This window comes from Dietzia sp. KRD202 (assembly GCF_017168155.1).
In the GTDB taxonomy this organism is placed as follows: Bacteria; Actinomycetota; Actinomycetes; order Mycobacteriales; family Mycobacteriaceae; genus Dietzia; species Dietzia kunjamensis.
The window spans coordinates 80,590-104,491 of the sequence record NZ_JABFAN010000007.1; the positions used below are offsets into that span (position 1 = coordinate 80,590).

Consider the following 23,902-nt stretch of genomic DNA (forward strand, 5'->3'; position numbering starts at 1 on the left):
CGGGCGTACTGGTAAATTGGCGGCCGAAGACGGATCACAGGGTCCACAATGGATGCTGTGTCCGCCCCGGCGCCGCCGCCCGAGACAGACGCGGTGACACCGGGAGGGATGACGAACCGACATTCGCACCACGAGTGGAGCTGACGTGACAGCAAGCATTGATAGTTTCGGCGCCAAGGGGACCCTTGAGGTCGGCGACGAGACCTACGACATCTACCGCCTGTCGGCGGTTCCGGGGGCCGAGAAGCTCCCTTACTCGCTCAAGGTCCTCACCGAGAACCTCCTGCGCACCGAGGACGGCAAGAACGTCACCAAGGAGCACATCGAGGCCCTGGCGAGCTGGGACCCCAGTGCTGAGCCCGACACCGAGATCCAGTTCACGCCGGCCCGCGTGATCATGCAGGACTTCACAGGCGTGCCCTGCATCGTCGACCTCGCCACCATGCGTGAGGCCGTCGAGAAGCTCGGTGGAGACCCGGACAAGGTCAACCCCCTCGCCCCCGCCGAGATGGTCATCGACCACTCGGTGATCATCGAGTCCTTCGGTCAGGCCAGCTCGTTCGAGAAGAACGTGGAGATCGAGTACGAGCGCAACGAGGAGCGGTACCAGTTCCTGCGCTGGGGTCAGGGCGCGTTCGACGACTTCAAGGTCGTCCCCCCGGGCACCGGCATCGTCCACCAGGTCAACATCGAGTACCTGGCGCGCACGGTGATGGTCCGCAACGGCCAGGCCTACCCCGACACCTGTGTCGGTACCGACTCGCACACCACCATGGAGAACGGTCTCGGCGTCCTCGGCTGGGGCGTCGGCGGCATCGAGGCCGAGGCCGCGATGCTCGGTCAGCCGATCTCCATGCTCATCCCCCGCGTCGTGGGCTTCAAGCTCACCGGTGCGATCAAGCCGGGCGTCACCGCCACCGACGTGGTGCTGACGATCACCGAGATGCTGCGCAAGCACGGCGTCGTCGGCAAGTTCGTCGAGTTCTACGGCGCCGGTGTCGCGGCCGTGCCGCTGGCCAACCGCGCCACTATCGGCAACATGAGCCCGGAGTTCGGCTCCACCTGCGCCATGTTCCCGATCGACGGCGAGACCATCGATTACCTGCGCCTGACCGGCCGCGACGAGGAGCAGCTCGCCCTCGTCGAGGCCTACGCCAAGGAGCAGGGCATGTGGCTCCACCCGGACTCCGAGGAGCCCGTCTTCTCCGAGTACCTGGAGCTGGACCTCGGGGACGTCGTCCCGTCGATCGCCGGCCCGAAGCGTCCCCAGGACCGCATCGAGCTCTCCGATTCCAAGAGCGCGTTCCGCAAGGACATCCACAACTACGTGGACGGCGAGGCCAAGCCGCTCGGTGACACCGAGAAGGGCCGGATGCAGTCCGAGGGCGGTGCCCCGTCGGACAACGCCGGCAAGGTGACCCTCGCCCATGCCGAGGAAGGCGCGGTCCGCGCCGACGCGTCCACGCGTTCCGAGGGCCGCCCGTCGAAGCCGGTCGAGGTCAAGGTCGGCGACACGGAGATGGTGCTGGACCACGGCATCGTGTCCATCGCGTCGATCACCTCGTGCACCAACACCTCCAACCCGTCGGTGATGATCGGCGCCGGGCTCGTCGCCCGCAAGGCGCACGAGAAGGGCCTCACGGCCAAGCCGTGGGTCAAGACCTCCATGGCCCCGGGCTCGCAGGTCGTCACCGAATACTACGAGCGTGCCGGTCTCTGGCCCGACCTGGAGGCCCTCGGCTTCCACCTCGTCGGCTACGGCTGCACCACCTGCATCGGCAACTCCGGTCCGCTGCCGGAGGAGATCTCCGCCGCGATCCAGGAGAACGACCTCACCGCGACCGCCGTCCTGTCCGGCAACCGGAACTTCGAGGGTCGGATCAACCAGGACGTCAAGATGAACTACCTGGCGTCCCCGCCGCTGGTCATCGCCTACGCGATCGCAGGCTCGATGGACTTCGACTTCGAGAACGACTCGCTGGGCAAGGACAAGGAGGGCAACGACGTCTTCCTGAAGGACATCTGGCCCACCTCCGAGGAGATCGAGGAGACCATCAAGGCCTCCATCTCGTCCAACGAGTACAAGTCCAAGTACGCCGACGTGTTCGCCGGTGACGAGCGCTGGCGCGGACTCAGCACCCCGGACGGCAAGACCTTCGAGTGGGACCAGAAGTCGACCTACGTCCGCAAGGCCCCGTACTTCGAGGGCATGGAGATGGAGCCGGAGCCGGTCACCGACATCAAGGGCGCCCGCGTCCTGGCCAAGCTCGGCGACTCGGTCACCACCGACCACATCTCGCCGGCGTCGACCATCAAGCCGGGTACCCCGGCGGCGCAGTACCTCGACGCCAACGGTGTGGAGCGCAAGGACTACAACTCCTTCGGCTCCCGCCGCGGCAACCACGAGGTCATGATCCGTGGCACGTTCGCCAACATCCGGCTGCAGAACCAGCTGCTGGACGGCGTGACGGGCGGTTACACCCGTGACTTCACCCAGGAGGGTGCGCCGCAGGCGTTCATCTACGACGCCGCGCAGAACTACGCCGAGCAGAACACCCCGCTCGTCGTGCTCGGCGGCAAGGAGTACGGGACCGGCTCCTCGCGTGACTGGGCCGCCAAGGGCACGCGCCTGCTCGGCGTCCGCGCCGTGATCACCGAGTCGTTCGAGCGCATCCACCGCTCCAACCTCATCGGCATGGGCGTCATCCCGCTGCAGTTCCCCGAAGGCGAGTCCCACGAGACCCTCGGGCTCGACGGCACGGAGACCTTCGACATCTCCGGCATCGAGGAGCTGAACAACGGCACCACGCCCAAGACGGTCAAGGTCACCGCCACCAAGGAGGACGGCCAGGTCGTCGAGTTCGACGCCAAGGTGCGCATCGACACCCCCGGTGAGGCGGACTACTACCGCAACGGCGGCATCCTGCAGTACGTCCTGCGCAACATGATCAAGGGCTGATCGGCCTCCCACATCAACGGCGGTGCGCGGTTTCCCCTGCTCAGGCAAGGTGGCTGCGCACCGCCGCGGTGTTTCCGAAGGAAGGTAGCGAGATGCCCAGGGTCAGTCAGGACCACATGGACGCCCGGCGACACCAGATCCTGTCAGGCGCACGTGAGTGCTTCGCCGAGTACGGGTTCGAGGGCGCCACGGTGCGTCGTCTGGAAGAGGCCACCGGACTGAGCCGGGGTGCCATCTTCCACCACTTCGACGACAAGGACGCGCTCTTCCTCGCACTCGCGCACGACGACGCGGCGGCGATGGCCGCCACCGTGGCCGCGCAGGGTCTGGTCCAGGTGATGCGGGAGATCCTCGCCGACCCCCAGGAGTTCTCCTGGCTCGGGACGCGTCTGGAGATCGCCCGGCGGATCCGCACCGACCCGGACTTCCGGGAACGGTGGACGGACCGTCAGGCGGAGGTCGACGCGGCGGTCGTGGCCCGCCTCCGCGAACAGAAGGCGTCCGGACGGATGCGCACAGACATCCCCGCGGACGTGCTACGTGTCTACCTGGACATCGTGCTGGATGGCCTCATCACGCACTTGGCGACCGGTCGCGGCACCGAGCACGTCAGCGAGATGCTGGACCTCGTCGAGGCGTCCCTGCGGACCGGGCAGGGGTGACCCGGAGCCGGTCTCCCGCCGGGCCTGCCGCCTCCGCCGCCTCCGCCGCCTCCGCATGTTCCCGCCGAGAAGAGGAAAACGCGCGTATCGGTCGAGTGAGCGTGCACGAAATCCTCTTCTCGGCGGGGCCACGGGGACGGCGCGTACGTTGGTCGCATGTCCACACCTGACTCGCAGATCCCCCAGCTCAGCCTGAACGACGGCCGCTCGATCCCCCAGGTCGGATTCGGCACCTTCCAGGTCCCGCCCGCCGACACCGAGAAGGTCGTCACCGACGCGATCGAGGCCGGTTACCGCCACCTCGACACCGCTCAGATGTACGGCAACGAGGAGGGCGTGGGCCGGGCCGTCGCGGCGTCCGGGATCCCGCGCGACGAGTTCTGGATCACCACCAAACTCAACAACACCTTCCACGAGCGCACCGCCGCCCGTGAGGCCACCGAGCGCTCGCTCGAGGCCCTGGGCGGGCGCATCGACCTCTACCTCGTGCACTGGCCACTGGCGATGCACAACGACGTCGCCACCGTGTGGGAGACGATGGAGGAGATCCGCTCCGACCTGGCCGTCGACTCGATCGGCGTCTCCAACTTCACCGCGGCGAACCTCGCGCGACTGGCGGAGGCCGGGCTGAGTGTCCCCCAGGTGAACCAGATCGAGTCCAACCCGTACTTCGTCAACGACGAGCTGCGCGCGGCCTGCGTCGAACGCGGTATCGCGGTGGAGGCGTGGAGCCCTCTCGCCCAGGGCGCGGTGTTCGACGACCCGCAGCTGACCGCCCTGGCCGAGCAGACCGGGCGCACCGTGTCCCAGGTCGTGCTGCGGTGGGTGCTCCAGCGCGGCGACATCGTCTTCCCCAAGTCCTCCAACCCGGCCCGCATGCGCGAGAACCTCGAGGTCTTCGACTTCGACCTGTCGGACGAGCAGATGGCCTCGATCACCGCACTGCACAACGGCACCCGCTCGGGCCCGGATCCGGACACCTTCGACTGGCGTGGCTGACCCCACCGCCTGACCCCACCGCCTGACCCCGTCGAGAAGACGGTTCCGCACACGTCTGCCGAGAGGCAGGTGTGCGGAACGCTCTTTTTGACGGCGCGACGGCCCCGTGTCGCCCTAGAGTCGGTCCATGACCACCACCGATGCGCCGGGCGGCGTGGCGAGCGACCGGTCCACCACCGCCCCGGTCCTCGCCTCGTACGCGGCGGGCAGCCTGGGGACGGGTGCGTTCGGCACCCTGCCCGGGTTGGTGCTGGCGTACTACCTCACCGACTCGATCGGGGTGGCGGCCGCGGTCGCGACGGTGCTCGTGCTGGTGCCCAAGGTCATCGACGTCCTGGCCTACCCGCTCATCGGCGCGATCTCGGACCGGGCGTCCCACCGCAGCGGCTATCGCACGGGCCTGATGCTGTTCGGGGCACTGGCGCTCCCGCTGCTGTTCGTGGCGACCTTCTCGGCGCCGACCGGCTGGAGCACGAGCGCGGCCGGGGTGTGGGTGATGGGGTTCTTCCTTCTGGCCTCGATCGCCTACTCGTGTTTCCAGGTGCCCTACCTCGCGTTGCCGGCCGAACTCACCGATGACGCCGCCGCCCGCGTGACGCTCCTGGCCTGGCGGGTGGCTGTGCTCGCCGCGGCGATCCTGATCACCGGGGGCGGCGGGCCGGCACTGCGTGACGCGGCAGGTGGCGGCGCGACCGGATACGTGGCGATGGCCGTCGGGGTGGCCGCACTGATGCTGGTGGGCATGCTGTGGTCGACTTTCGTGGCGGGCCGCCGCACGATCATGAGGGCAGACGCCCCGGCCGGTGGGCTGGCCCACGAATACCGCGACGGGCTCGACGCGTTGCGGGTCACCCGCCCGTTCCGGCTGCTGGTCGCGGTGTTCTGCCTGCAGGCCGTGGCGACGGCCGTGATGCTCGCGGGCGGACAGTACGTGGCGACCTACGTTCTGGGCGACGAGACCGCCCTGACCGGGCTTTTCCTGGCCCTGGTCGGCCCGGCGTTGCTGGTGATGCCCCTGTGGACACGACTCGCACACGCCCGCGGGAAGGTGCCGGCGCTGGCCGCGGCCACGGCGCTGTTCACGGTGGCGACCTTGCTACTCATCCCGGCCGGCTTCTCCCCCGGCGCGTGGGTGCACCTCCCGGTGGCGATGGCGGGTATCGCGTACGCGGGAATGCAGGCTTTACCGATGTCGATGCTGCCCGACTGCACCGACCTGGACCGCGCATTGGGGGGACGACGACGAAGTGGCGCGATGAGCGGCCTGTGGACGGCGTCGGAGACCGGCTCGATGGCCCTGGGCCCGGTTGTCGTGCTCGGCCTGTTGGCGTTCGGGGGCTTCCGCTCCGGCGGGGTGGCCGATCAGCCCGGGACGGCGCACTGGGCGATCGTGCTCGCGTTCTCCCTGGTTCCCGCGATTCTCGCCGGGGCCAGTCTGCTGATGATCCGGACGCTGGGCCGGTCCTATCCCCGATGGACGGAGCGATCATGACACCCGATCCCCTTGCCCTGGAGATCACCGACCGCGGGGAACACGCCCTGGCCCGCCTCGCCGCGATGCGGGCGCAGGACCCGCCGACCACCGGGGGCCGGGTCCTGTCGTACGTCTACGATTCCGGGCTCGCCGAACTCGACGAACTGGCGACCCGCGCGGCTCGTCTCGCCCATGGCGTCAACGGCCTCGACCCCACGGTGTACTCCTCGGTCGCCCGGATCCACGGCCGCATAGTCGACCGTGTCCGCGACATTCTCCGTGGACGGTCCGCGGGCGCGGGTGGCGAGGGCGGCGACGGGCTCGGTGGCGACATCTACGGGAACGTCACGTCCGGTGGCACCGAGAGCTGCATGCTCGCCTGCCTCGCCGCCCGCGAGGTCTCCGGTCGACAGCCGGGGGACGGTGGAACGATCGTCGCGCCGGTGACGGTGCACGCGGCGTTCCGCAAGGCCGCGCACCTGCTGGGCCTGAGGTTCGTCGGCGTCGAGGTCGATCCCGGGACGGGGCGGGTGACCGCCGCCGAGCTCCTCGCGGCGGTCGATGGGGACACGGTGCTGGTGGTGTGTTCGGCGCCCGCCTACCCGAACGGCGTGATCGACCCCGTGGCCGAGGTGGCCGCCGTTCTCGAGGCCGAGCACGATCCGCGCATCGGGCTGCACGTCGACGCCTGCCTCGGCGGCCTGGTGCTGCCGTTCTGGCCCGGTCCGGACCCCGCCGGTCCGGACGCCACCGGTCCGGACGCCACCGAGCCGAACCCGATGCCGCTCTGGGACCTCCGTGTCGCGCGGGTCACCAGCATCTCGGCGGACGTACACAAGTACGGTTTCGCACCCAAGGGCACGTCGGTGCTGCTCAGCCGGGGCCGCGAACGCCACCGGGCGGCATGGTTCGCCACCGTCGACTGGCCCGGCTACCCGGTGGTCAACCCGACGCTCGCCGGATCCAAGCCCCTCGAACCCGCGGCGGCGGCGTGGACGGTGCTCGAGGCGCTCGGCGACGGCGGGCAGCGTGAACTGGTCGCCCGGACCGCCCGGGCGACCGATCGGTTGGTCGACGGGTTGTCCGGCATCGAGGGGCTACGAGTTCTCGACCGCGACCCCGGGCCACTGCTGGCGGTCGTCGCCGACGAGTCCGCCGGGACAGACCGGCGCGTTCACCCGCACCTCTGGTCCGACGCCTGCGCCCGGAGGGGCATCGCCGTCCAGGCGCAGCCCGCCTACCGCCAGGAGCGGGGGACCTTGTCGTCGTCGTCCCACCTCACCATCACCCCGGTGACCGAACGGCTCGTCGAGGAGATCCTCCGCGTGGCGCGTGAGGCCGCCGACGAGGTCCGCGGGCAGCCTGATCCGGCCCCTCCGACGGGGTTCGTCGACGTGCTCGACGCGCTCGCGACAGGGGCCCTCTCCCCCACCGACCTGCTCGCCCTGCCGGAGGACGAGGTCCATGCGCTCGTGGGTGGCGTCCTCGCCGACGACGAGGCCGGGGCCGAGGGTGGCGGCGATGCGGAGATGGCGCCGCTCCTCGCGGCGATCGAGCGGCTGCCCGCCGGCGTGGGTGCCCGCCTGGTCCGCGCCTACCTCGCGGCGGTGATGGAGGGCTGAACGCGAACCGCCCCCCGACTCGAGATCGGGGGGCGCGGTCCGCATACGGGGCGATGCCTCAGACGAGGACCGCGACCGCGACGTTGACGATGCCCAGGACACCGGCGACGTGGGTCAGGGTCGCGGTGCTGCCCTGGGCCTTGGCCTCCTTGCGGACGCCGATGATCGCGACGACGAGGATGACGATCGCCACCAGCAGTTTGATGCCGATCTTCATGTGGTTGAGGTCAGCGTCCTGCATCTCGCGCAGACCCACGAGCAGCAGTCCGGTCACCACCTGGAGGATGGCACCGTGCAGGATGCCCTTCGCCATGTACGGGGCCTTGATGGTGGCGAGCCAGCCACCGATGATCCCGGCGAGACCGATGAAGTGCAGGATGAGGATGATCTGGATGACAGTGTCCATAAGGCGAATTGTCTCAGGTCAACGCGGAATCACCGCAGGTAAGGGTCTCCTGTGTGACGCTCGACTCGATCGGCCTGGATGCTGCGTGTGACGCACCCCGACGGGCGGCGCCGCTAGTCGGCCTCGTGGCTCGAATGCGGCAGGACGACCACGGGGCAGTGCGCGTGCGCCACGACGTGCTGACTGACCGAGCCGAGCAGCATCCCGGTGAACCCGCCTCGCCCGCGGCTACCGACCACCACGAGCCGGGCGTCCCCGGATGCAGCGATCAACGCTTCGGCCGCGTGGCCCTGCAGGACGGCCGGCTTGTACGAGGCGTCCTCCCCCAGGGTGTTGCGCACCGCGTCCGCGAGCATTTCGCGCGCGCTGCTCTCCAACTCGGAGGAGCCCTCCCAGCCGGCCATCGCATACGGGCCGTAGACCGCTGGCAATTGATACGCGGTCAGGGCGATCAGCGGCGCGTCGAGCGCGGCCGCGTACTCGGCTGCCCACTTCAGGGCCCGTAGCGAATCCGGCCCACCGTCGACTCCGACGACTACTGGCCTGGTGTCCATGAGCTGTCCTCCTCCGGCGAGATGCCGACGGCGCCCATAACTGTCGTGCACCGACGACACCCTCCACCGTAGACCTGCCTGAGAAGTCCCGTGAGGTTACGCGAGCTCGACGGTCATATACGCGAACGTCCGCGTGCCCTCGCTGCGCTCGGTTACGCGAGTTCGACGGTCATATACGCGAACGTCCGCGTTCGCAGGCTCACGCGAGTTCGACGATCTCCATGTACTCCTGGCTCCACAGGTCCTCCGTGCCGTCCGGCAGGATGATGACCCGCTCAGGCTCCAACGCCTCCACGGCGCCGGGGTCGTGCGTGACCAGCACGACCGCACCCTCATACGTCCGTAGAGCGTCGAGGACCTGCTCGCGCGAGATCGGGTCCAGGTTGTTGGTCGGCTCGTCGAGCAGCAGCACATTGGCTGCCGAGGACACCAGCCCGGCCAGCGCCAGACGCGTGCGCTCACCGCCGGACAGCGTGCCTGTCGGCTGCTCGAGTTGGGGGCCGGTGAACATGAACGCCCCCAGCAGGCTGCGCAGTTCCTGCTCCCCCGCGTCCGGCGCAGCGTGGCGGATGTTCTCCCACACGCTGGCGTCCATGTCCAGGGTGTCGTGCTCCTGGGCGAAGTAGCCGATCTTGAGCCCGTGCCCGGAGACGACGCCGCCCTCGCCGTCGGTGCGTTCCACACCGGCGAGCAGCTTGAGCAGCGTCGTCTTGCCGGCACCGTTGTAGCCCAGCACCACCACGCGGCTGCCCTTGTCGATCGCCAGGTCCACGCCGGCGAACACCTCGAGCGAGCCGTACATCTTGGTCAGGCCCTTGGCGAACAGCGGCGTCTTGCCACAGGCCGCGGGAGTGGGAAACTTGATCCGCGCAGCCTTGTCGGCGACGCGGACCTCGTCGAGATTGTCGATCATGGCGTCAGCACGCCGGATCATCTGCTTGGCGGCGGCCGCCTTGGTGGCCTTGGCGCCCAGCTTGGCGGCCTGCATCTTGAGCTGCGAGGCCTTCTTCTCCGCATTCGCCTTCTCACGTCGGCGCCGGGCCTCGTCCGTGGCGCGGGCGTCGAGATACTTCTTCCACCCCATGTTGTAGGCGTCGATCTCCCCGCGCACGGCGTCGAGGAACCACACCTTGTTCACCACGGCCTCGAGCAGCTCGACATCGTGGGAGATGATGATGAGCCCACCCTCGTGCTTCTCGAGGAACTGGCGCAGCCAGGTGATGGAGTCGGCGTCGAGGTGGTTGGTGGGCTCGTCGAGCAGCAGCATGGTCTGCGACTTGCCGGCACCGTCGGAGGCGGCGAACAGGATCCGCGCCAGCTCCACGCGGCGGCGCTGACCGCCGGACAGGGTGCCCAGATTCTGGGTGAGGATCCGGTCCTCCAGCCCCAGGCTGTTGCAGATGCGGGCGGCCTCGCTCTCGGCCTCGTAACCGCCGCGGGCGGAGAACTCGTCCTCGAGGCGCCCGTACTTACGCACGGCCTTGTCCATGGCCTTGTCGTCCGGTGCGGAGACCATCTGCTCCTGCGCGGCGGTCATGTCGGCCATGATCACGTCCAGCCCGCGGGCGGAGAGGACCCGGCTGCGCGCGAGCTGGTCCATGTTGCCCTCACGCGGGTCCTGCGGAAGATATCCCAGGTCACCGGTCCGGACGACCTTCCCGGCGTAGGGTTCACCTTCGCCGGCGAGGATCCTCATCGTCGTCGTCTTACCCGCGCCGTTCCGTCCCACCAGGCCGATCCGGTCGCCGGGCTGGACCCGCAGCGAGGACCCGTCCATGTGGAGCAGGGTGCGCACGCCGGCGCGCACCTCAAGGTCGTCGATGGTGATCACGTGCGCGGGTACCTCGCTGTAGCGTTCGGGGAAGGTCTTTCGGCCTCGCCCTGGCTGGCGTAGGGCCGACCTGCCACTCTACCTGCGGCGCGAGTGCGCCGACGAGTCCGGTGACGTGGGTCTCCGCGACCAGAGAGCCTGCGCCGGGTTCGCCATCCGGCGGATTCTCTTGCCGCGCGTCGGTCGCTGCGACCTGTGGGCGGCCTGACCGGCGTACGTCGGATGAGGTCGGCGCCTTGGCGGCGTCGCGCCCTGCTGGCCGCGGCCCGTCCGCTGTGTGCAGCCGCTCCTGTGCCTGGCGCCTCGCTTCTGCAGATGGCCACGACTGCCCTCCTCGCCCCTCACGATGGCGTCTCGCCCGCGCATCGGGGCAGGCCAGGCGCCATCGTGAGGGGCGGCTGCAAAAGCCTGGCCACCCCGCCCGGCCCGCCTTCAACCCCCGCTGCGCCCGTACAGGTTCTGCACGCTGCGGCCGATCGGACCGTGGTCGTCCGAGAGCAGCGTGTCGGTGAGCACCCCGTGGCCGGGCCCGCCGATCGTCTCCGAATCCAAGCGCACCCAGCCGGGCGCGGGCTCGCGGTGCAGGGAGACCACCAGGTCGCAGTTGATCGTCGGGTGGTCGACCGGGTCGGTGGCCAGGGAGACACCGCTCGCGGAGTCGGCCACCACCACGGTGTGCTGCCACCCGGTCATCCGCTCCCCGGCGACCAGGTCGACCCGCGCCCGCCCCCACGCCCGGGCCGGACCCAGTTCGTCCCCGCCGCCGGATTCGTAGGAGAAGTCGACCACGGAGAGGTACCCGCCGGCGTGGGCGAAACTCATCATGGGATCGCGCTCGCGCCTCTCGGGCACCGGCGGCGCCGCGTGATCGCCCACCACGGGATAGTCCTCGGGAGTGCGCCGCATCAGCCAGCCGCGCGCGACCAACGTCGACCGGCCGCCCACGGACGCGGTCGCCTCGAGCAGCTCCACGCTGCGCCCGGGGCGGATCGTGCGCACCTCGACGTCCAGGGGCGCCACCGGCACGGGGCCCAGGACGTCGACGGACACCCTCGCCAGTCTCATGTCGGAGCCGGAGCCGGAGCCGGCCCGCTCCATGGCCCGCACCAGCAGCGCACTCGGCGGGCCGGCGTGCTGGGCCTCGGCGGACCACGGCCCGGCGGTGAGCGCCGTGGACTCGAAGCGGGCCTCGTCGACCTGCTGGTAGAACGCGTCGGACATGGGTCCCCTCTCGTGCGGGCGGTAGTGTCGATCCTGATGAATGCTACGGGTGGCGGTCTGTACGACGTCGCTGTCGTCGGGCTCGGTCCCGCCGGCCGCGCGCTCGCCTCCCGCTGTGCCGCATCCGGTCTCACCGTGTTGGCGCTGGACCCGCGCCCGGACGCACCGTGGCGACAGACGCTCTCGGTGTGGGCCGACCAGGTCCCGATGTGGCTCCGGCCCGAGGCGTGCGGGGTGGACGTGCTCGCCCACACCGTGCCGGCCGCCGCCCTGTACGCGCCCGACAGAGCCGTGCTGCACCGTGAGTACGCCGTGCTGGACAACGAGGCCCTGCGCCGCGCGCTTCCGCTCGGCCCCGGCGTCACCGTCGAACTCGCGGAGGTCGACGACACCGGGGTCCGGGCCCTCACCGCCCGCGCGCACCGCGTGGTGGACTGCCGCGGCGCCGGCGGCCGGCTCAACCGGGGGCCCCTCCAGACCGCCTACGGGATCGTCGTGGACGCGGCCGACGCGGCGCCGGCGCTCGGCGGGGAGAACGCCCTGTTCATGGACTGGCGTACCGACTATCTCCGCGGCCGGAACGCCGACGACCACGACGACGACAACAGCCACGACGACAACAGCGACGACGACGAGGTCGGGCCCAGCTTCCTGTACGCGATCCCCGTGGGGCCGGACCGGGTCCTGCTGGAGGAGACGTGTCTGGCGGGCCTGCCCGCTCCGGATCCCGCCGTCCTGGCGAGCCGGCTCCGCTCGAGACTGGCGGGCCGGGGGGTCTCCCCCGCGGCGATCGCGTCGCCGCTGTCCGTCGAGCGCGTACGGATCCCGCTCCTGCCCCGCCCCGGGCTAACGGAGGACCCGCGGGTCGAGGCGTTCGGCACCGCCGGTGGCCACGGGCACGCGGCAACGGGATACTCGGTGGCGGCGATGTTGGCGGCGGTGCCGGCGGCGGTGCACGCGATCGAGGCGGGATACCCGCTGCCGGCCCCCCGGTCGCCGCTGAGCACGGCCCTCCACGGTGTCGGACTGCGTGTCCTCCTGCGGGCCGATGACGGGACCCTGCGGGCGCTGTTCAACGCCTTCGGTCGACTCGACGGTCGCCGTCAGCGCTGGTTCCTCGACGCCGCCAGCCCCTCCTACCAGGTGGCCGCCGCCATGTGGGGCATGTGGTTCTCCATGCCCGCCCGGAACAAGGCCGGGATGGTCGCGGCGGTGCTGCGCCCGTCGACTCGTACGTCGGGCGGGGGTGTACCGATCACCTCAGCCGGAACGCGGACGGTACCCGTCGAAGGTGAGTGACAGGCCGCCCGGACGCCGCGAGAGGCGGAACATGGTGGACAGCGCCACGGCCGCGACGGCCACGGCCACGAGTTCGAAGGTCTCCTCGATGTACATCAGGACGAGATAGGCCGTCGACATGCCCGCGTCTGCGCGGTGGACGAGACCGGTCAGGCTCTCGATGACGATCGCGCCGGTCAGGAAGACGACGGCCGCCAGGAGCAGGGTGAGAGAGACGCGGCGCTTCAGGGCCAGCACGAGGCGGATGAGTAGTGCGCCGACGATCAGCGCGATGATCGCGCCGGGGATCACCCAGTTGTAGAAGGTGTCGAACGGCAGGTACGGGGCCATCCTGTCCCCCACCACGAACAATCGCTCGTGCAGGGCGGAGGCCTCGTCCACCGAGGCGGTGACGCCGACCGCGGCGAAGAGCCACCACGACTTCCGGAACCTGTCGGCGGTGAGAGCGGCGAGGGCGGCGAAGATACCGACGAGGAGCCAGATCGTCGAGGCGAACCACACCGCGATGTTGCCCTCGGCGCCGATGTCGAAGGCCGTCCACAGGAGGTTCCAGGTGTGCCAGGGCTGGTCGCTGCCCGTGCGGTGGACCATGAGGAGCAGGAAGCCGGACAGCGGCGCGAGCAGGATCGACGGGGGCAGCACCACCCACGCGGTCGCCTTGGTGAGACTCATCGTCCGGGCCCGGGCCCGGGCCCGGTCCTGAGAACCGGCCGCGGCGTCCGCCGCGCCGCGGTCCTCATCCGACGGGGTGTCGATCGGGCCACCGGAGGGTCCGCCGACCGGACGGTCTGACGGTCGGTCAGCGGGGCGAGACATGTATTCAGCGTAAACGGCCGGTGAACGGAACAGCCAATCAGGTCGTCTGGCCCCCGGCCGGAAGAACGACCCGGACACGAAGAGCGCCCGCCCTCATCGAGAGGGGGCGGGCGCTCTGTCGCGTGACCGGGGCGCGGCTACACCGTGAAGCCGATGGCGCGGAGCTGCTCGCGGCCGTCGTCGGTGATCATCTGCGGTCCCCACGGCGGCATCCAGACCCAGTTGAGCTCGAGGTCGTTGACGAGATCGGCGCCGATCGTCGCGCTGCGGGCCTGATCCTCGATGACGTCCGTCAGGGGGCAGGCCGCGGAGGTCAGCGTCATGTCGACGCGGGCGATCGTCGAGCCCTCGGTCTCACCCGGGCGAACCCAGATGTCGTAGACCAGTCCGAGGTCGACCACGTTGATCCCGAGCTCGGGGTCGACCACGTCGCGCATGGCCTCCTCGAGGTCGGCGACGAGGGCCAGGTCCTCCTCGGACTGCTCCGGCCGGTTGGGGTCGGGGCGGAACTCGCCGTTGTAGACGGTTCCGGCCGGGGTGGCGTTCTCCTCGGTCGACGCGGACTCGTCGACCGACGGATCGTTGGCAGGGGTCATCTGCTCGGTCATGTCACTCACTCCTGATGGTGTTCGGTCTGTCGGCCGAGGGCGTCCTTGAACGCCATCCAGCCCAGCAGTGCGCACTTGACGCGCGCGGGGTACCTCGACACCCCGGCCAGCGCCACGGCGTCGTCGAGGATCTCCTCGTCACCCTCGTCCTGTCCGCGGGAGGAGATCATCGCCTGGAAGGCGTCGACCACCTCCAGCGACTCCGTCACGGGACGGCCGACCAGTAGCTCGGCCATCATCGAGGTCGAGGCCTGGCTGATGGAACATCCCTGCGCGTCGTAGGACACGTCCTCCACGGTGGCGAGATCGTCGGACAACTGCAACCGCAGTGTCAGCTCGTCGCCACAGGTGGGATTGACGTGGTGCACCTCGGCGCCGAAGGGCTCCCGCAGTCCGCTGTGCTGCGGACGGCGGTAGTGGTCGAGGATGACCTCCTGGTACATCTGCTCGAGTTTCACGTGAGCGCCCCTTCCACTCCGAAGAACTGCTGGGCCCGGCGCAGGGACCTCGCGAGAGCCTCGACCTCGTCGAGGGTGTTGTACAGCGCGAACGAGGCCCGCACGGTGGACTGCACGCCGAGACGCCGGTGCAGCGGCCATGCGCAGTGGTGCCCCACTCTGACGGCCACACCGTCGTCGTCGAGCACCTGGCTCACGTCGTGGGCGTGGATTCCGTCCACGACGAAGGAGACGGCGCCGCCGCGCGAGATCATGTCCGTCGGGCCGACGATCCGGATCCCCGGGATCTGGCCGAGGGCGTCGAGCGCGGCCACGGTGAGGGACTCCTCGTGGCGGGCGATGGTCTCCATCCCGACCTGTTCGAGGTAGCGCACCGCCGCGGCGAGCCCGACCGCCTGGGACACCATGGGCACCCCGGCCTCGAATCGCTGGGGCGGGTCTGCGTAGGTCGTCTCCTCCATGGTGACGGTGGAGATCATCGACCCGCCGGTGAGGACCGGTGGCATGGCCCGCAGCAACTCGCGCCGGCCGTAGAGGACACCGATGCCCGTGGGCCCGAGCATCTTGTGGCCGGAGAACGCCGCGAAGTCGACGCCGAGGGCGTGGAAGTCCACCGCCATGTGCGGCACCGACTGGCAGGCGTCCAGCACGACGAGCGCGCCGACGGCCCGGGCGGACTCCACCACGCGGGCGACGTCCGTCACCGCGCCGGTGACGTTGGACTGGTGGGTCAGGGCGACGACCTTGACCGCGTCGGTGAGCTCGAGCGAGTCGAGGTCGATCCGACCGTCGTCGGTCACGCCGTACCAGCGCAGCGTGGCGCCGGTGCGTCGGCACAGCTCCTGCCACGGCACCAGGTTCGCGTGGTGCTCGAGCTCGCTGATGACGACCTCGTCCCCGGGGCCCACCGCGTACTCGCCGAAGCGCTGGTCACCCAGGGCGAAGGCCACGAGGTTGAGCGCCTCGGTGGCGTTCTTGGTGAAGACCAGCTCGTCGACGTCGGCACCCACGAACCGCGCGATGTCGGCACGGGCGCCCTCGTAGGCGTCCGTCGCCTCCTCGGCGAGTTGGTGCGCACCGCGGTGGACGGCCGCGTTGGAGTGCAGCAGGAAGTCCCGCTCGGCGTCCAACACCTGTGTCGGGCGCTGCGAGGTCGCCCCGGAGTCGAGGTAGACCAGGGGCTTTCCGTCACGGACCGTGCGCTGCAGGATCGGGAAATCCGAGCGCACGGCGGTGAGATCGAGGGTCGAGGTCATGTTCTCCCAGCTGTCCGGTCAGGCGTTCGCCGGCGTCAGGTACTTCTCGTACCCGTTCGCCTCGAGCTCGTCGGCCAGTTCTGCGCCACCGGAGGCGGCGACGCGGCCGTCGACGAACACGTGGACCTTGTCGGGGGTGATGTACTTCAGGATGCGGGTGTAGTGCGTGATGAGCAGGATGCCGCCGTTCTCCTCCGCCTTGTAGCGGTTGACACCCTCGGAGACCACGCGCAGCGCGTCCACGTCGAGGCCGGAGTCGGTCTCGTCGAGCACGGCGATCTTCGGCTTGAGCAGGTCAAGCTGCAGGATCTCGTGGCGCTTCTTCTCGCCGCCGGAGAATCCCTCGTTGACGCTGCGCTCGGAGAACGCCGGGTCGAAGTCGAGGTCGGACATGGCCTCCTTGACCTCCTTGACCCAGTGACGGAGCTTGGGTGCCTCACCGCGGACGGCGGTGGCCGCGGAACGCAGGAAGTTCGCGGTGGAGACACCGGGGATCTCGGTGGGGTACTGCATGGCCAGGAACAGGCCGGCGCGCGCCCGCTCGTCGACCTCCATCGACAGGACGTCCTCGCCGTCGAGCGTCACGGTGCCGCCGGTGACCTCGTACTTGGGGTGGCCGGCGATGACGTAGGCGAGGGTGGACTTGCCGGAGCCGTTCGGCCCCATGATGGCGTGGGTCTGTCCCGACTCGATGGTCAGGTCGACCCCCTTGAGGATCTCGACGGTCTCGGGTGAGTCCTCGGTCGCGGCGACGCGGGCCGTGAGGCCCTTGATCTCGAGAGTGGTCATGGGTAGTGCTCGCAATCTGTGTGAGAAGTCGTGGGGGATGTACTGGCGGGGCTCGTCAGATGCCGGAGGACTCCAGCTCCGACTCGACGGCCTCGGTGATCCGCTCGCGCACCTCCGGCACGCCGATGCGGTTGATCACCTCGCCGAAGAACCCGCGGATCACGAGTCGCCGTGCGACGTCCTCGGGAATGCCCCGGGACATGAGGTAGAACAACTGCTCCTCGTCGAACCGTCCCACGGCGCTGGCGTGGCCCGCACCGGCGATCTCGCCGGTCTCGATCTCCAGGTTCGGAACCGAGTCGGCGCGGGCACCGTCGGTGAGCACCAGGTTGCGGTTCATCTCGTAGGTGTCGGTGCCCACGGCCCGGGCGCGGATCAGCACGTCACCGATCCAGACGGTGTGTGCGTCCGGCAGGTTCGACTTGGCGTCGCCCTGCAGCGCGCCCTTGTAGAGGATCCGCGAGGTGCAGTTGGGCTCCGAGTGGTCCACGAGAAGACGGTGCTCGAGGTGCTGCCCGTCGTCGGCGTAGTACAGGCCGTTGAGGGTGACCGTGCCACCGGGGGCGGTGAACCGTGCGAACGGGGAGACGCGGACGAGTTCGCCACCGAACGTCACCGTCGTGTAGGTCAGTGTCGCGTCGCGGCCGACCTGCAGGTGGTGACCCGCGAGGTGCAGGGCGTCGTCGTCCCAGTCCTGGATGAGCACGATCTCGAGGTGGGCGGAGTCGCCGACGATGAACTCGACGTTCTCGGCGATCGTTCCGCCGCCGCGCTGGTCCACGACGAACGTGGCGTTGGCGAACGCCTCGAGCCGGACCTGGGTGTGGCCGTAGGCCAGTTCGCCCTCGCCCGGGCCGTCGACGGTGACGTAGACGGGCTCGTCGATCACGGTCTCCTTGGCGACCGTGATGACGGTGGCCTCGGCGGCGGAGCTGAACGCCTGCGCGGCGACGCGGTCGCGGGGGGCCCCGGCCTCGCCGACGCGCTTGTCGTCCATGGCGACCGTCTCGACGGTCAGACCGTCGTGCTCGGCGACGGACGCCAGCAGGCGACCGGTCGCAGTGATGTTGGAGCCGTCGTGGATACCGCGCAGACGACGCAGCGGGGTGAACCGCCAGATCTCGTCCTTGTGGCTGGGTACCTCGAAGGCGCCCACGTCGAACGACGAGAACTGGTCGCCCTTGGTGGCGTCGACGGGGACGCCGTAGCGGTCCGTCAGGGGTGCCGGGGTGGACCCGGTCTCGGGTGTGGTGGTGTCGGTCATGGTGGTCAGCCCACCGATCCTTCCATCTGCAGTTCGATCAGGCGGTTGAGCTCGAGTGCGTACTCCATCGGGAGTTCCTTGGCGATCGGCTCGACGAAACCACGCACGATCATGGCCATCGCCTCGTCCTCGGCCAGGCCGCGGCTCATGAGGTAGAACAGCTGGTCCTGGCTCACCTTCGAGACCGTGGCCTCGTGCCCCAGCGTGACGTCATCCTCTCGGATGTCGATGTAGGGGTAGGTGTCGGACCGGCTGATGTTGTCGACCAGCAACGCGTCGCACTCGACGTTGGACTTCGAGCCCTTCGCACCGGCGTTGATCTGGACCAGGCCGCGGTAGGCGGACCGCCCGCCGCCACGAGCCACCGACTTGGAGACGATGTTCGAGGACGTGTTGGGCGCCAGGTGCAGCATCTTGGAACCGGTGTCCTGGTGCTGGCCCTCACCGGCGAACGCCACGGAGAGGACCTCGCCCTTGGCGTGCTCACCGGTCAGCCAGACCGCCGGGTACTTCATCGTCACCTTGGAGCCGATGTTGCCGTCGATCCACTCCATGGTGGCGCCCTCTTCGGCACGGGCACGCTTGGTGACGAGGTTGTAGACGTTGTTCGACCAGTTCTGGATGGTCGTGTAGCGGCACCGGCCGCCCTTCTTGACGACGATCTCGACGACCGCCGAGTGCAGGGAATCCGACTTGTAGATCGGCGCGGTGCAGCCCTCGACGTAGTGGACGTAGGCGCCCTCGTCGACGATGATCAGCGTCCGCTCGAACTGGCCCATGTTCTCGGTGTTGATCCGGAAGTACGCCTGCAGCGGGATGTCCACCTGCACGCCCGGCGGGACGTAGATGAACGAGCCACCGGACCAGACGGCCGTGTTGAGGGCGGAGAACTTGTTGTCACCGGAGGGGATGACCGAGCCGAAGTACTCCTCGAAGTACTCGGGATGCTCCTTGAGCGCCGTGTCGGTGTCCATGAAGATGACACCCTGGCTCTCCAGGTCCTCACGGATCTGGTGGTAGACCACCTCGGACTCGTACTGCGCGGCGACGCCGGCCACGAGCCGCTGCTTCTCCGCCTCGGGGATGCCGAGCTTGTCGTAGGTGTTCTTGATGTCCTCGGGCAGGTCCTCCCAGCTGGTGGCCTGCTTCTCCGTGGAACGGACGAAGTACTTGATGTTGTCGAAGTCGATACCGGACAGATCCGAACCCCAGGTGGGCATCGGCTTCTTGTCGAAGATCTTCAGGGCCTTGAGCCGCTTGGAGAGCATCCAGTCGGATTCGCTCTTCTTGGCGGAGATGTCACGCACGACCGCCTCGGACAGGCCGCGCTGCGCGGTGGCACCGGCGTCGTCCGAGTCGTGCCAGCCGTAGTTGTACTGGCCGATGGAGGCGATTCGTTCCTCATCGGTGGTCGGCTCCGTGACGTCGGCCGTCACCTGATCGGGGGTGATGGTCATCGCACTGTCCTTTCGGCGGTCGGTGCCGACGCGGACGCGTCGGCCGGTGCAGGGATCGTGGCCGCGAGGTCACTCACGGTCACGGTCCCGGTCGGGATGTTGGTGGTGCAGGCGCAGTTGCCGCCCGCGATGGTGGCGAGCCGCTGGACGTGGGTGCCCACTATCTCGGACACCACCTCCTGCTCGGCAGCGCACAGTTCGGGGAACCGGGAGGCGACGTTCCACACCGGGCAGTGGTGCTGGCAGATCTGCAGGCCGCTGCCGGCCTCCTCCACGGAGGACGCGTACCCGGCGCCGGACAGCGCGGTGGCGATGTCCGTGGCGGCGCGCTCGACGTCGTGCGGGCCCTCGGCCGGACGGACGTGACCGATCACCGAGCGCACCCGCTCGCGGGCGAACTCCGTGACCGCGGCCGTGCCGCCGATTCGACGCAGGGCGGTCAGCGCCTCGACCGCCAGGTGGTCGTACCCGTGGCGGGCGGTGCTGCGACCGGAGACGGTCATCTGGAACGCCTTGGCCGGGCGACCGCGGGTTCCCGCCGGCCGCGAACGCACGGCCTCCACCTCGCCGGCCTCGACCAGATGGTCCAGGTGTCGCCGGACACCGGCGGCCGTGAGCCCCAGCTCGTGTCCGATCTCGACGGCGGTGAGTGCTCCGCGCTCCAACAGGAGTTCCCGGATCGACGAGCGGGTGTCGGGCCGCGTGCTGCTCTCGAACACGTGCTGCACGCTCATACGCCACTCCCTTCCGGTTATGCTCGGTGCGCCCGGTCGGGACGCACCTCCTGATATTACGCAACACTTCTGTTTCGGAAATATTCCCCCCACCCCCGGGCGCGCTGCCGGGGTGAGGTGTGCGACGACAGCGCCGGTGGAGGAAGGGTCGGGACTGTGGCACGCGATTACCCCAGGCGTGGTGCCGGGTCGGTCACCTCCCGCCTCCACGCGCAGGAGTTGTCCACCGGGTCCCCGTTGTCCGCGGAGATGGCCCGCCTGCGCCGCATCCGTCTGATCGGCACCACCGCCGCCGTGGCGATGGCGATCGGGGCGCTCGGGGCCGGCGCGTTGCCCGTCCTGCAGAACCCGATCGCCGGCGAGCGACTGTTCGGCCTGTGGCTGCGCCTGCAGCAGTCCTCGATGACGGTCGTCATGGCGGGGATGGTCACGGTGACCCTGTGTTGGCTGCTGCTGGCCCCGTACGTGCTCGGTCGGGATCGGCGGGGCCGGATCAGTGGTCGGATCGACCGCGCGACGCTCGACCGGGTGATCGCGTCGTGGGCGCTCCCCCTCGCGCTGGCTCCGCCGATGTTCAGCCGGGACGTCTACAGCTACCTGGCACAGGGAGCGATCGGCAACGAGCTCGACGATCCCTACGAACTCGGACCGGTCCCTGCACTGGGGACCTCCCACGCGCTCACCATCAACGTCCCGGACATCTGGCGCGATACGCCCAACCAGTACGGACCGTTGTTCCTGGGGGTGCAGAAGGTCATCCACGGGCTCACCGGCGACGACGTGGTGGCCGGGACCATCCTGCACCGGGTCGTGGCCGTGATCGGGATCCTCATGCTGGGCTGGGCCGTCCCACGGCTCGCCGAGTACTGCGGCGTGTCCGACGTCGCCGCCCTCTGGCTGGCCGTGGCCAACCCCCTGGTCCTGTTCCACCTCGTCTCCGGCATCCACTCCGAGGCGCTGATGATGGGCCTGCTGGCGGTCGGACTGGTGCTGGCGCTGCGCGCGGTGGACGCCCCCGGATCCGGGTGGCGCACCACCTCGCTGTTCATCCTGGGCACCGTCCTGGTCACCGGCTCGGCCTTGGTCAAACTCCCCACCGTGGTGGCGTTGGGGTTCATCGGCATGGCCCTGGCGCGCCGGTGGGGTGCGAGCTGGTCCGCCACCCTGCGCGCGGCGTCGGTCATGGTGGCGGTGAGCGGTGTGACCACCGGGGCGGCGATGGTTGTCACCTCGTCCGGCCTCGGCTGGATCACCAAGCTCGGGGCGGCCACCTCGCTGCGCAGCTGGCTCTCTCCGCCCACCGCGCTCGGTGTGATCGTCGGCGGGATCGGACAGTATCTCGGGCTCGGGGACCACACCGAACAGATCCTCGTCATGGTGCAGACCACCGCGCTGGTCGCGGCCGGCGCGTTCACCGTCCGCATGCTGTTCGCGGTCCAGGCGGGTCGGATCAACCCGGTCGGCGGGCTGGGGGTGTCCATGGCCGCGATCGTCCTGTGTTTCCCCGTCGTGCAGCCCTGGTACGTCCTGTGGGCGCTGGTCCCGTTGGCCGCGTGGGCCTCACGGGTGGAATTCCGCCTCCCGGTGGTGGCCGTGAGCGCGGTGCTGGCCTGCTTCACCCTTCCGCCGGGTGCGGGACTGCCCCCGTTCGTGACCGTCCAGGCCTGGGCGGCGACCGTGGCGGTGGTCGCCGTCCTGCTGGTCGCACTGTTCCGGTGGCCGGGGCTGTTGCGCTTCCGCTAGCCGGACCGGCCTACACTCGGATCCCGTGACCTCTCCGACGGATACGCCCGCGCTGCACGTCGAGGGGCTCGTCAAGAGGTTCGGGGCGACCACCGCCGTCGCCGGCCTGGACCTGCGACTCGAGCGCGGGCAGGTCATGGCACTTCTGGGGCCCAACGGGGCGGGCAAGACCACCACGGTCGAGATCTGCGAGGGATTCTCCCGTCCCGACGCGGGCACCGTGCGGGTGCTGGGCCTGGACCCGGTCATCGATCGTCAGCGGGTCCGCAGCCGCATCGGGATGATGCTCCAGGGCGGCGGCTCCTACCCCGCCGCCAGGGTGGGCGAGATGCTCCGGCTGGTGGCGTCCTACTACGCCGATCCCCTCGATCCGGACTGGTTGCTGGGGGAACTCGGACTCACCGAGCACGTCCGGACCCCGTACCGGCGCCTGTCCGGCGGCCAACAGCAGCGGCTGTCCCTGGCGATCGCGGTCATCGGCCGGCCGGAGCTGGTCTTCCTCGACGAGCCGACCGCCGGCCTCGACGCCCAGTCACGCCGGGCCGTGTGGGACCTCGTACACGCGCTGCGTCGCGACGGCGCCGCGGTGCTGCTCACCACCCACCTCATGGACGAGGCGGCCTCGCTCGCCGACGAGGTCGTGATCGTCGACCACGGCCGACGCGTCGCCTCCGGGACGCCTGCCGAACTCGAACGCGCCGGGACCGCGGAGGGCGTCACCCTCGTCGTCGACGGCGAGGTGTCGCCGTCGCTGCTCGCCGGCGTCCTCGGTGGGGAGCACACGGTCGCGGCGGGGACCGCCGCCGGCGTCCTCGAGGTCCACGGCCCGGTCTCCCCCGAACTCATGACCGCCATGTGTGCCGCCCTCGAGCGGGCCGGCGTCCAACTCACCTCCCTGGCCACCCGCACCAGGAGTCTCGAGGAGGTCTTCCTCGACCTGACCGGACGGGAACTGCGATGACCCACACCCAGACCGGCGGCAACCGCTTTGCCCCCGGCACCTTCGCCCGCCCGTCGGCGCCGGCGTCCCCGGCCCGGATGACCGCCGCCCAGACCCGTATGGAGCTGGCCCTGTTCCTGCGCAACGGTGAACAGCTCCTCGTGGCCCTGGTCATCCCCGTCGCCATCCTCTTCGGCCTCACCGCGATCGACTTCGGTGCGGTACCTGATCCGCGGGTCGATCACGCGATCACCGCGGTACTGACCATCTCCGTCATGGGGACGGCCTTCACCGGCCAGGCGATCGCCGTGGGCTTCGACCGCCGGTACGGTGCCCTCAAACGTCTCGGGGGCACCCCCCTGCCGCCGGCGGTCATCATCATCGGCAAAATCCTCGCGACGCTCGTGCTGGTGGCCGGCCAGGCGGTCGTCCTCGGCGTCATCGCGGCGCTGCTGGGATGGCGGCCCGAACTCCCGGGGCTGGCGCTGGGGGCGCTAGTGATCGCCCTGGGATCGGTGGCGTTCTCCGCCATGGGGCTCCTCCTCGGGGGCACCCTGCGTGCCGAGATCGTCCTGGCCCTGGCCAACCTCATCTGGTTCGTCCTCATCGGTGGCGCCGGACTCGCGATCGGGGTGGTCGACCTCCCCTCCGCGGTGGCCGACCTCCTCGTCGTCGTCCCCTCGTACGCGTTGACCTCCGCACTGGGCACGGCGCTCGCCGGCGGCGTCCCCGCCCTGGCCGCGCTGTCCCTGGTCCTCTGGACGGCCGTGTGCGGCGGATTTGCCGTGCGTCACTTCTCGTTCACCTGAT

Annotated in this window: 21 protein-coding genes; 9 read left to right on the plus strand and 12 right to left on the minus strand. The window is 69.7% G+C overall.

Annotation, left to right across the window (positions count from 1 at the left end):
- Positions 1 to 145 precede the first annotated feature (145 nt).
- From J1M64_RS05275 to J1M64_RS05295, 5 genes are all read left to right on the plus strand, one after another.
- On the plus strand, positions 146 to 2,959 hold the full coding sequence (locus J1M64_RS05275) for an aconitate hydratase (RefSeq protein WP_132063340.1): 2,814 nt from the start codon (positions 146 to 148) through the stop codon (positions 2,957 to 2,959).
- A 92-nt stretch (positions 2,960 to 3,051) separates the two neighbouring features.
- Complete coding sequence (locus J1M64_RS05280) at positions 3,052 to 3,621, plus strand: TetR/AcrR family transcriptional regulator (RefSeq protein WP_069390485.1); 570 nt, start codon at positions 3,052 to 3,054, stop codon at positions 3,619 to 3,621.
- Positions 3,622 to 3,777: 156 nt separating this feature from the next.
- The gene (locus tag J1M64_RS05285; protein WP_206473287.1) at positions 3,778 to 4,620 is read left to right on the plus strand and encodes an aldo/keto reductase; all 843 of its coding nucleotides are present in this window, start codon (positions 3,778 to 3,780) and stop codon (positions 4,618 to 4,620) included.
- A gap of 127 nt (positions 4,621 to 4,747) precedes the next feature.
- Positions 4,748 to 6,112, plus strand: a complete 1,365-nt coding sequence (locus J1M64_RS05290) for an MFS transporter (protein ID WP_206473289.1) — start codon at positions 4,748 to 4,750, stop codon at positions 6,110 to 6,112.
- Positions 6,109 to 7,716 carry a pyridoxal-dependent decarboxylase gene (locus J1M64_RS05295; RefSeq protein ID WP_206473291.1) on the plus strand — a complete coding sequence of 536 codons (1,608 nt, stop codon included), beginning with the start codon at positions 6,109 to 6,111 and terminating at the stop codon, positions 7,714 to 7,716. Before J1M64_RS05290 ends, J1M64_RS05295 begins: the two co-directional genes overlap by 4 nt.
- Positions 7,717 to 7,774: 58 nt before the next feature.
- On the opposite strand, the gene J1M64_RS05300 is transcribed toward J1M64_RS05295, so the two are convergent.
- The 4 genes from J1M64_RS05300 to J1M64_RS05315 form a co-directional block, all read right to left on the minus strand.
- Entirely contained in the window at positions 7,775 to 8,122 is a 348-nt protein-coding gene (locus J1M64_RS05300) for a hypothetical protein (protein WP_069390489.1), read from the minus strand.
- A 113-nt stretch (positions 8,123 to 8,235) separates the two neighbouring features.
- Entirely contained in the window at positions 8,236 to 8,676 is a 441-nt protein-coding gene (locus J1M64_RS05305; RefSeq protein WP_206473293.1) for a universal stress protein, read from the minus strand.
- A 199-nt stretch (positions 8,677 to 8,875) separates the two neighbouring features.
- Positions 8,876 to 10,507, minus strand: a complete 1,632-nt coding sequence (locus tag J1M64_RS05310; protein WP_119191698.1) for an ABC-F family ATP-binding cassette domain-containing protein — start codon at positions 10,505 to 10,507, stop codon at positions 8,876 to 8,878.
- A 432-nt stretch (positions 10,508 to 10,939) separates the two neighbouring features.
- Positions 10,940 to 11,728: a thioesterase family protein gene (locus J1M64_RS05315; protein WP_206473295.1), complete on the minus strand. Its 789-nt coding sequence runs from the start codon at positions 11,726 to 11,728 to the stop codon at positions 10,940 to 10,942.
- A gap of 36 nt (positions 11,729 to 11,764) precedes the next feature.
- On the opposite strand from J1M64_RS05315, the gene J1M64_RS05320 reads away from it, so the two are divergent.
- Positions 11,765 to 13,027 (plus strand): lycopene cyclase family protein, encoded by a 1,263-nt coding sequence (locus tag J1M64_RS05320; RefSeq protein WP_206473297.1) that lies wholly within the window; start codon positions 11,765 to 11,767, stop codon positions 13,025 to 13,027.
- On the opposite strand, the gene J1M64_RS05325 is transcribed toward J1M64_RS05320, so the two are convergent.
- From J1M64_RS05325 to J1M64_RS05360, 8 genes are all read right to left on the minus strand, one after another.
- Entirely contained in the window at positions 12,989 to 13,843 is an 855-nt protein-coding gene (locus J1M64_RS05325; RefSeq protein WP_241261157.1) for a hypothetical protein, read from the minus strand. The two genes, J1M64_RS05320 and J1M64_RS05325, sit on opposite strands and share 39 nt — an antisense overlap.
- A gap of 137 nt (positions 13,844 to 13,980) precedes the next feature.
- Complete coding sequence (locus J1M64_RS05330) at positions 13,981 to 14,439, minus strand: metal-sulfur cluster assembly factor (protein WP_371517556.1); 459 nt, start codon at positions 14,437 to 14,439, stop codon at positions 13,981 to 13,983.
- Between the two features lie 17 nt (positions 14,440 to 14,456).
- Positions 14,457 to 14,909, minus strand: coding sequence for a Fe-S cluster assembly sulfur transfer protein SufU (sufU, locus tag J1M64_RS05335; RefSeq protein WP_067716299.1), 453 nt, complete (start codon positions 14,907 to 14,909; stop codon positions 14,457 to 14,459).
- On the minus strand, positions 14,906 to 16,165 hold the full coding sequence (locus J1M64_RS05340) for a cysteine desulfurase (protein ID WP_206473299.1): 1,260 nt from the start codon (positions 16,163 to 16,165) through the stop codon (positions 14,906 to 14,908). The genes sufU and J1M64_RS05340 overlap by 4 nt, the downstream gene beginning before the upstream one ends.
- 18 nt (positions 16,166 to 16,183) lie before the next feature.
- Complete coding sequence (gene sufC, locus J1M64_RS05345; protein ID WP_067716304.1) at positions 16,184 to 16,954, minus strand: Fe-S cluster assembly ATPase SufC; 771 nt, start codon at positions 16,952 to 16,954, stop codon at positions 16,184 to 16,186.
- A 55-nt stretch (positions 16,955 to 17,009) separates the two neighbouring features.
- Positions 17,010 to 18,218, minus strand: coding sequence for a Fe-S cluster assembly protein SufD (gene sufD / locus J1M64_RS05350; protein ID WP_067716307.1), 1,209 nt, complete (start codon positions 18,216 to 18,218; stop codon positions 17,010 to 17,012).
- Positions 18,219 to 18,223: 5 nt separating this feature from the next.
- Positions 18,224 to 19,675, minus strand: coding sequence for a Fe-S cluster assembly protein SufB (gene sufB, locus J1M64_RS05355; protein ID WP_119191701.1), 1,452 nt, complete (start codon positions 19,673 to 19,675; stop codon positions 18,224 to 18,226).
- Positions 19,672 to 20,409 carry a metalloregulator ArsR/SmtB family transcription factor gene (locus J1M64_RS05360; RefSeq protein WP_067716313.1) on the minus strand — a complete coding sequence of 246 codons (738 nt, stop codon included), beginning with the start codon at positions 20,407 to 20,409 and terminating at the stop codon, positions 19,672 to 19,674. Before J1M64_RS05360 ends, sufB begins: the two co-directional genes overlap by 4 nt.
- A gap of 156 nt (positions 20,410 to 20,565) precedes the next feature.
- Between J1M64_RS05360 and mptB the strand changes: the two genes are divergently transcribed.
- From mptB to J1M64_RS05375, 3 genes are read left to right on the plus strand one after another with little or no spacing between them, the layout of a single operon-like run.
- Positions 20,566 to 22,152 (plus strand): polyprenol phosphomannose-dependent alpha 1,6 mannosyltransferase MptB, encoded by a 1,587-nt coding sequence (gene mptB / locus J1M64_RS05365; RefSeq protein WP_119191702.1) that lies wholly within the window; start codon positions 20,566 to 20,568, stop codon positions 22,150 to 22,152.
- Positions 22,153 to 22,177: 25 nt separating this feature from the next.
- Positions 22,178 to 23,113: an ABC transporter ATP-binding protein gene (locus tag J1M64_RS05370; protein ID WP_119191703.1), complete on the plus strand. Its 936-nt coding sequence runs from the start codon at positions 22,178 to 22,180 to the stop codon at positions 23,111 to 23,113.
- The gene (locus tag J1M64_RS05375) at positions 23,110 to 23,901 is read left to right on the plus strand and encodes an ABC transporter permease (RefSeq protein ID WP_119191704.1); all 792 of its coding nucleotides are present in this window, start codon (positions 23,110 to 23,112) and stop codon (positions 23,899 to 23,901) included. The genes J1M64_RS05370 and J1M64_RS05375 overlap by 4 nt, the downstream gene beginning before the upstream one ends.
- Position 23,902 lies beyond the last annotated feature (1 nt).

Coding starts and splice junctions, on each gene's coding strand:
- J1M64_RS05280 (WP_069390485.1), top strand. CDS start 3,052: ATGCCCAGGGTCAGTCAGGACCACATGGACGCCCGGCGACACCAGATC.
- sufB (WP_119191701.1), bottom strand. CDS start 19,675: ATGACCATCACCCCCGATCAGGTGACGGCCGACGTCACGGAGCCGACC.
- J1M64_RS05340 (WP_206473299.1), bottom strand. CDS start 16,165: ATGACCTCGACCCTCGATCTCACCGCCGTGCGCTCGGATTTCCCGATC.
- J1M64_RS05315 (WP_206473295.1), bottom strand. CDS start 11,728: ATGTCCGACGCGTTCTACCAGCAGGTCGACGAGGCCCGCTTCGAGTCC.
- sufC (WP_067716304.1), bottom strand. CDS start 16,954: ATGACCACTCTCGAGATCAAGGGCCTCACGGCCCGCGTCGCCGCGACC.
- J1M64_RS05325 (WP_241261157.1), bottom strand. CDS start 13,843: ATGTCTCGCCCCGCTGACCGACCGTCAGACCGTCCGGTCGGCGGACCC.
- J1M64_RS05285 (WP_206473287.1), top strand. CDS start 3,778: ATGTCCACACCTGACTCGCAGATCCCCCAGCTCAGCCTGAACGACGGC.
- J1M64_RS05305 (WP_206473293.1), bottom strand. CDS start 8,676: ATGGACACCAGGCCAGTAGTCGTCGGAGTCGACGGTGGGCCGGATTCG.
- J1M64_RS05330 (WP_371517556.1), bottom strand. CDS start 14,439: ATGACCCCTGCCAACGATCCGTCGGTCGACGAGTCCGCGTCGACCGAG.
- J1M64_RS05375 (WP_119191704.1), top strand. CDS start 23,110: ATGACCCACACCCAGACCGGCGGCAACCGCTTTGCCCCCGGCACCTTC.
- J1M64_RS05300 (WP_069390489.1), bottom strand. CDS start 8,122: ATGGACACTGTCATCCAGATCATCCTCATCCTGCACTTCATCGGTCTC.
- J1M64_RS05320 (WP_206473297.1), top strand. CDS start 11,765: ATGAATGCTACGGGTGGCGGTCTGTACGACGTCGCTGTCGTCGGGCTC.
- J1M64_RS05290 (WP_206473289.1), top strand. CDS start 4,748: ATGACCACCACCGATGCGCCGGGCGGCGTGGCGAGCGACCGGTCCACC.
- J1M64_RS05360 (WP_067716313.1), bottom strand. CDS start 20,409: ATGAGCGTGCAGCACGTGTTCGAGAGCAGCACGCGGCCCGACACCCGC.
- J1M64_RS05295 (WP_206473291.1), top strand. CDS start 6,109: ATGACACCCGATCCCCTTGCCCTGGAGATCACCGACCGCGGGGAACAC.
- sufD (WP_067716307.1), bottom strand. CDS start 18,218: ATGACCGACACCACCACACCCGAGACCGGGTCCACCCCGGCACCCCTG.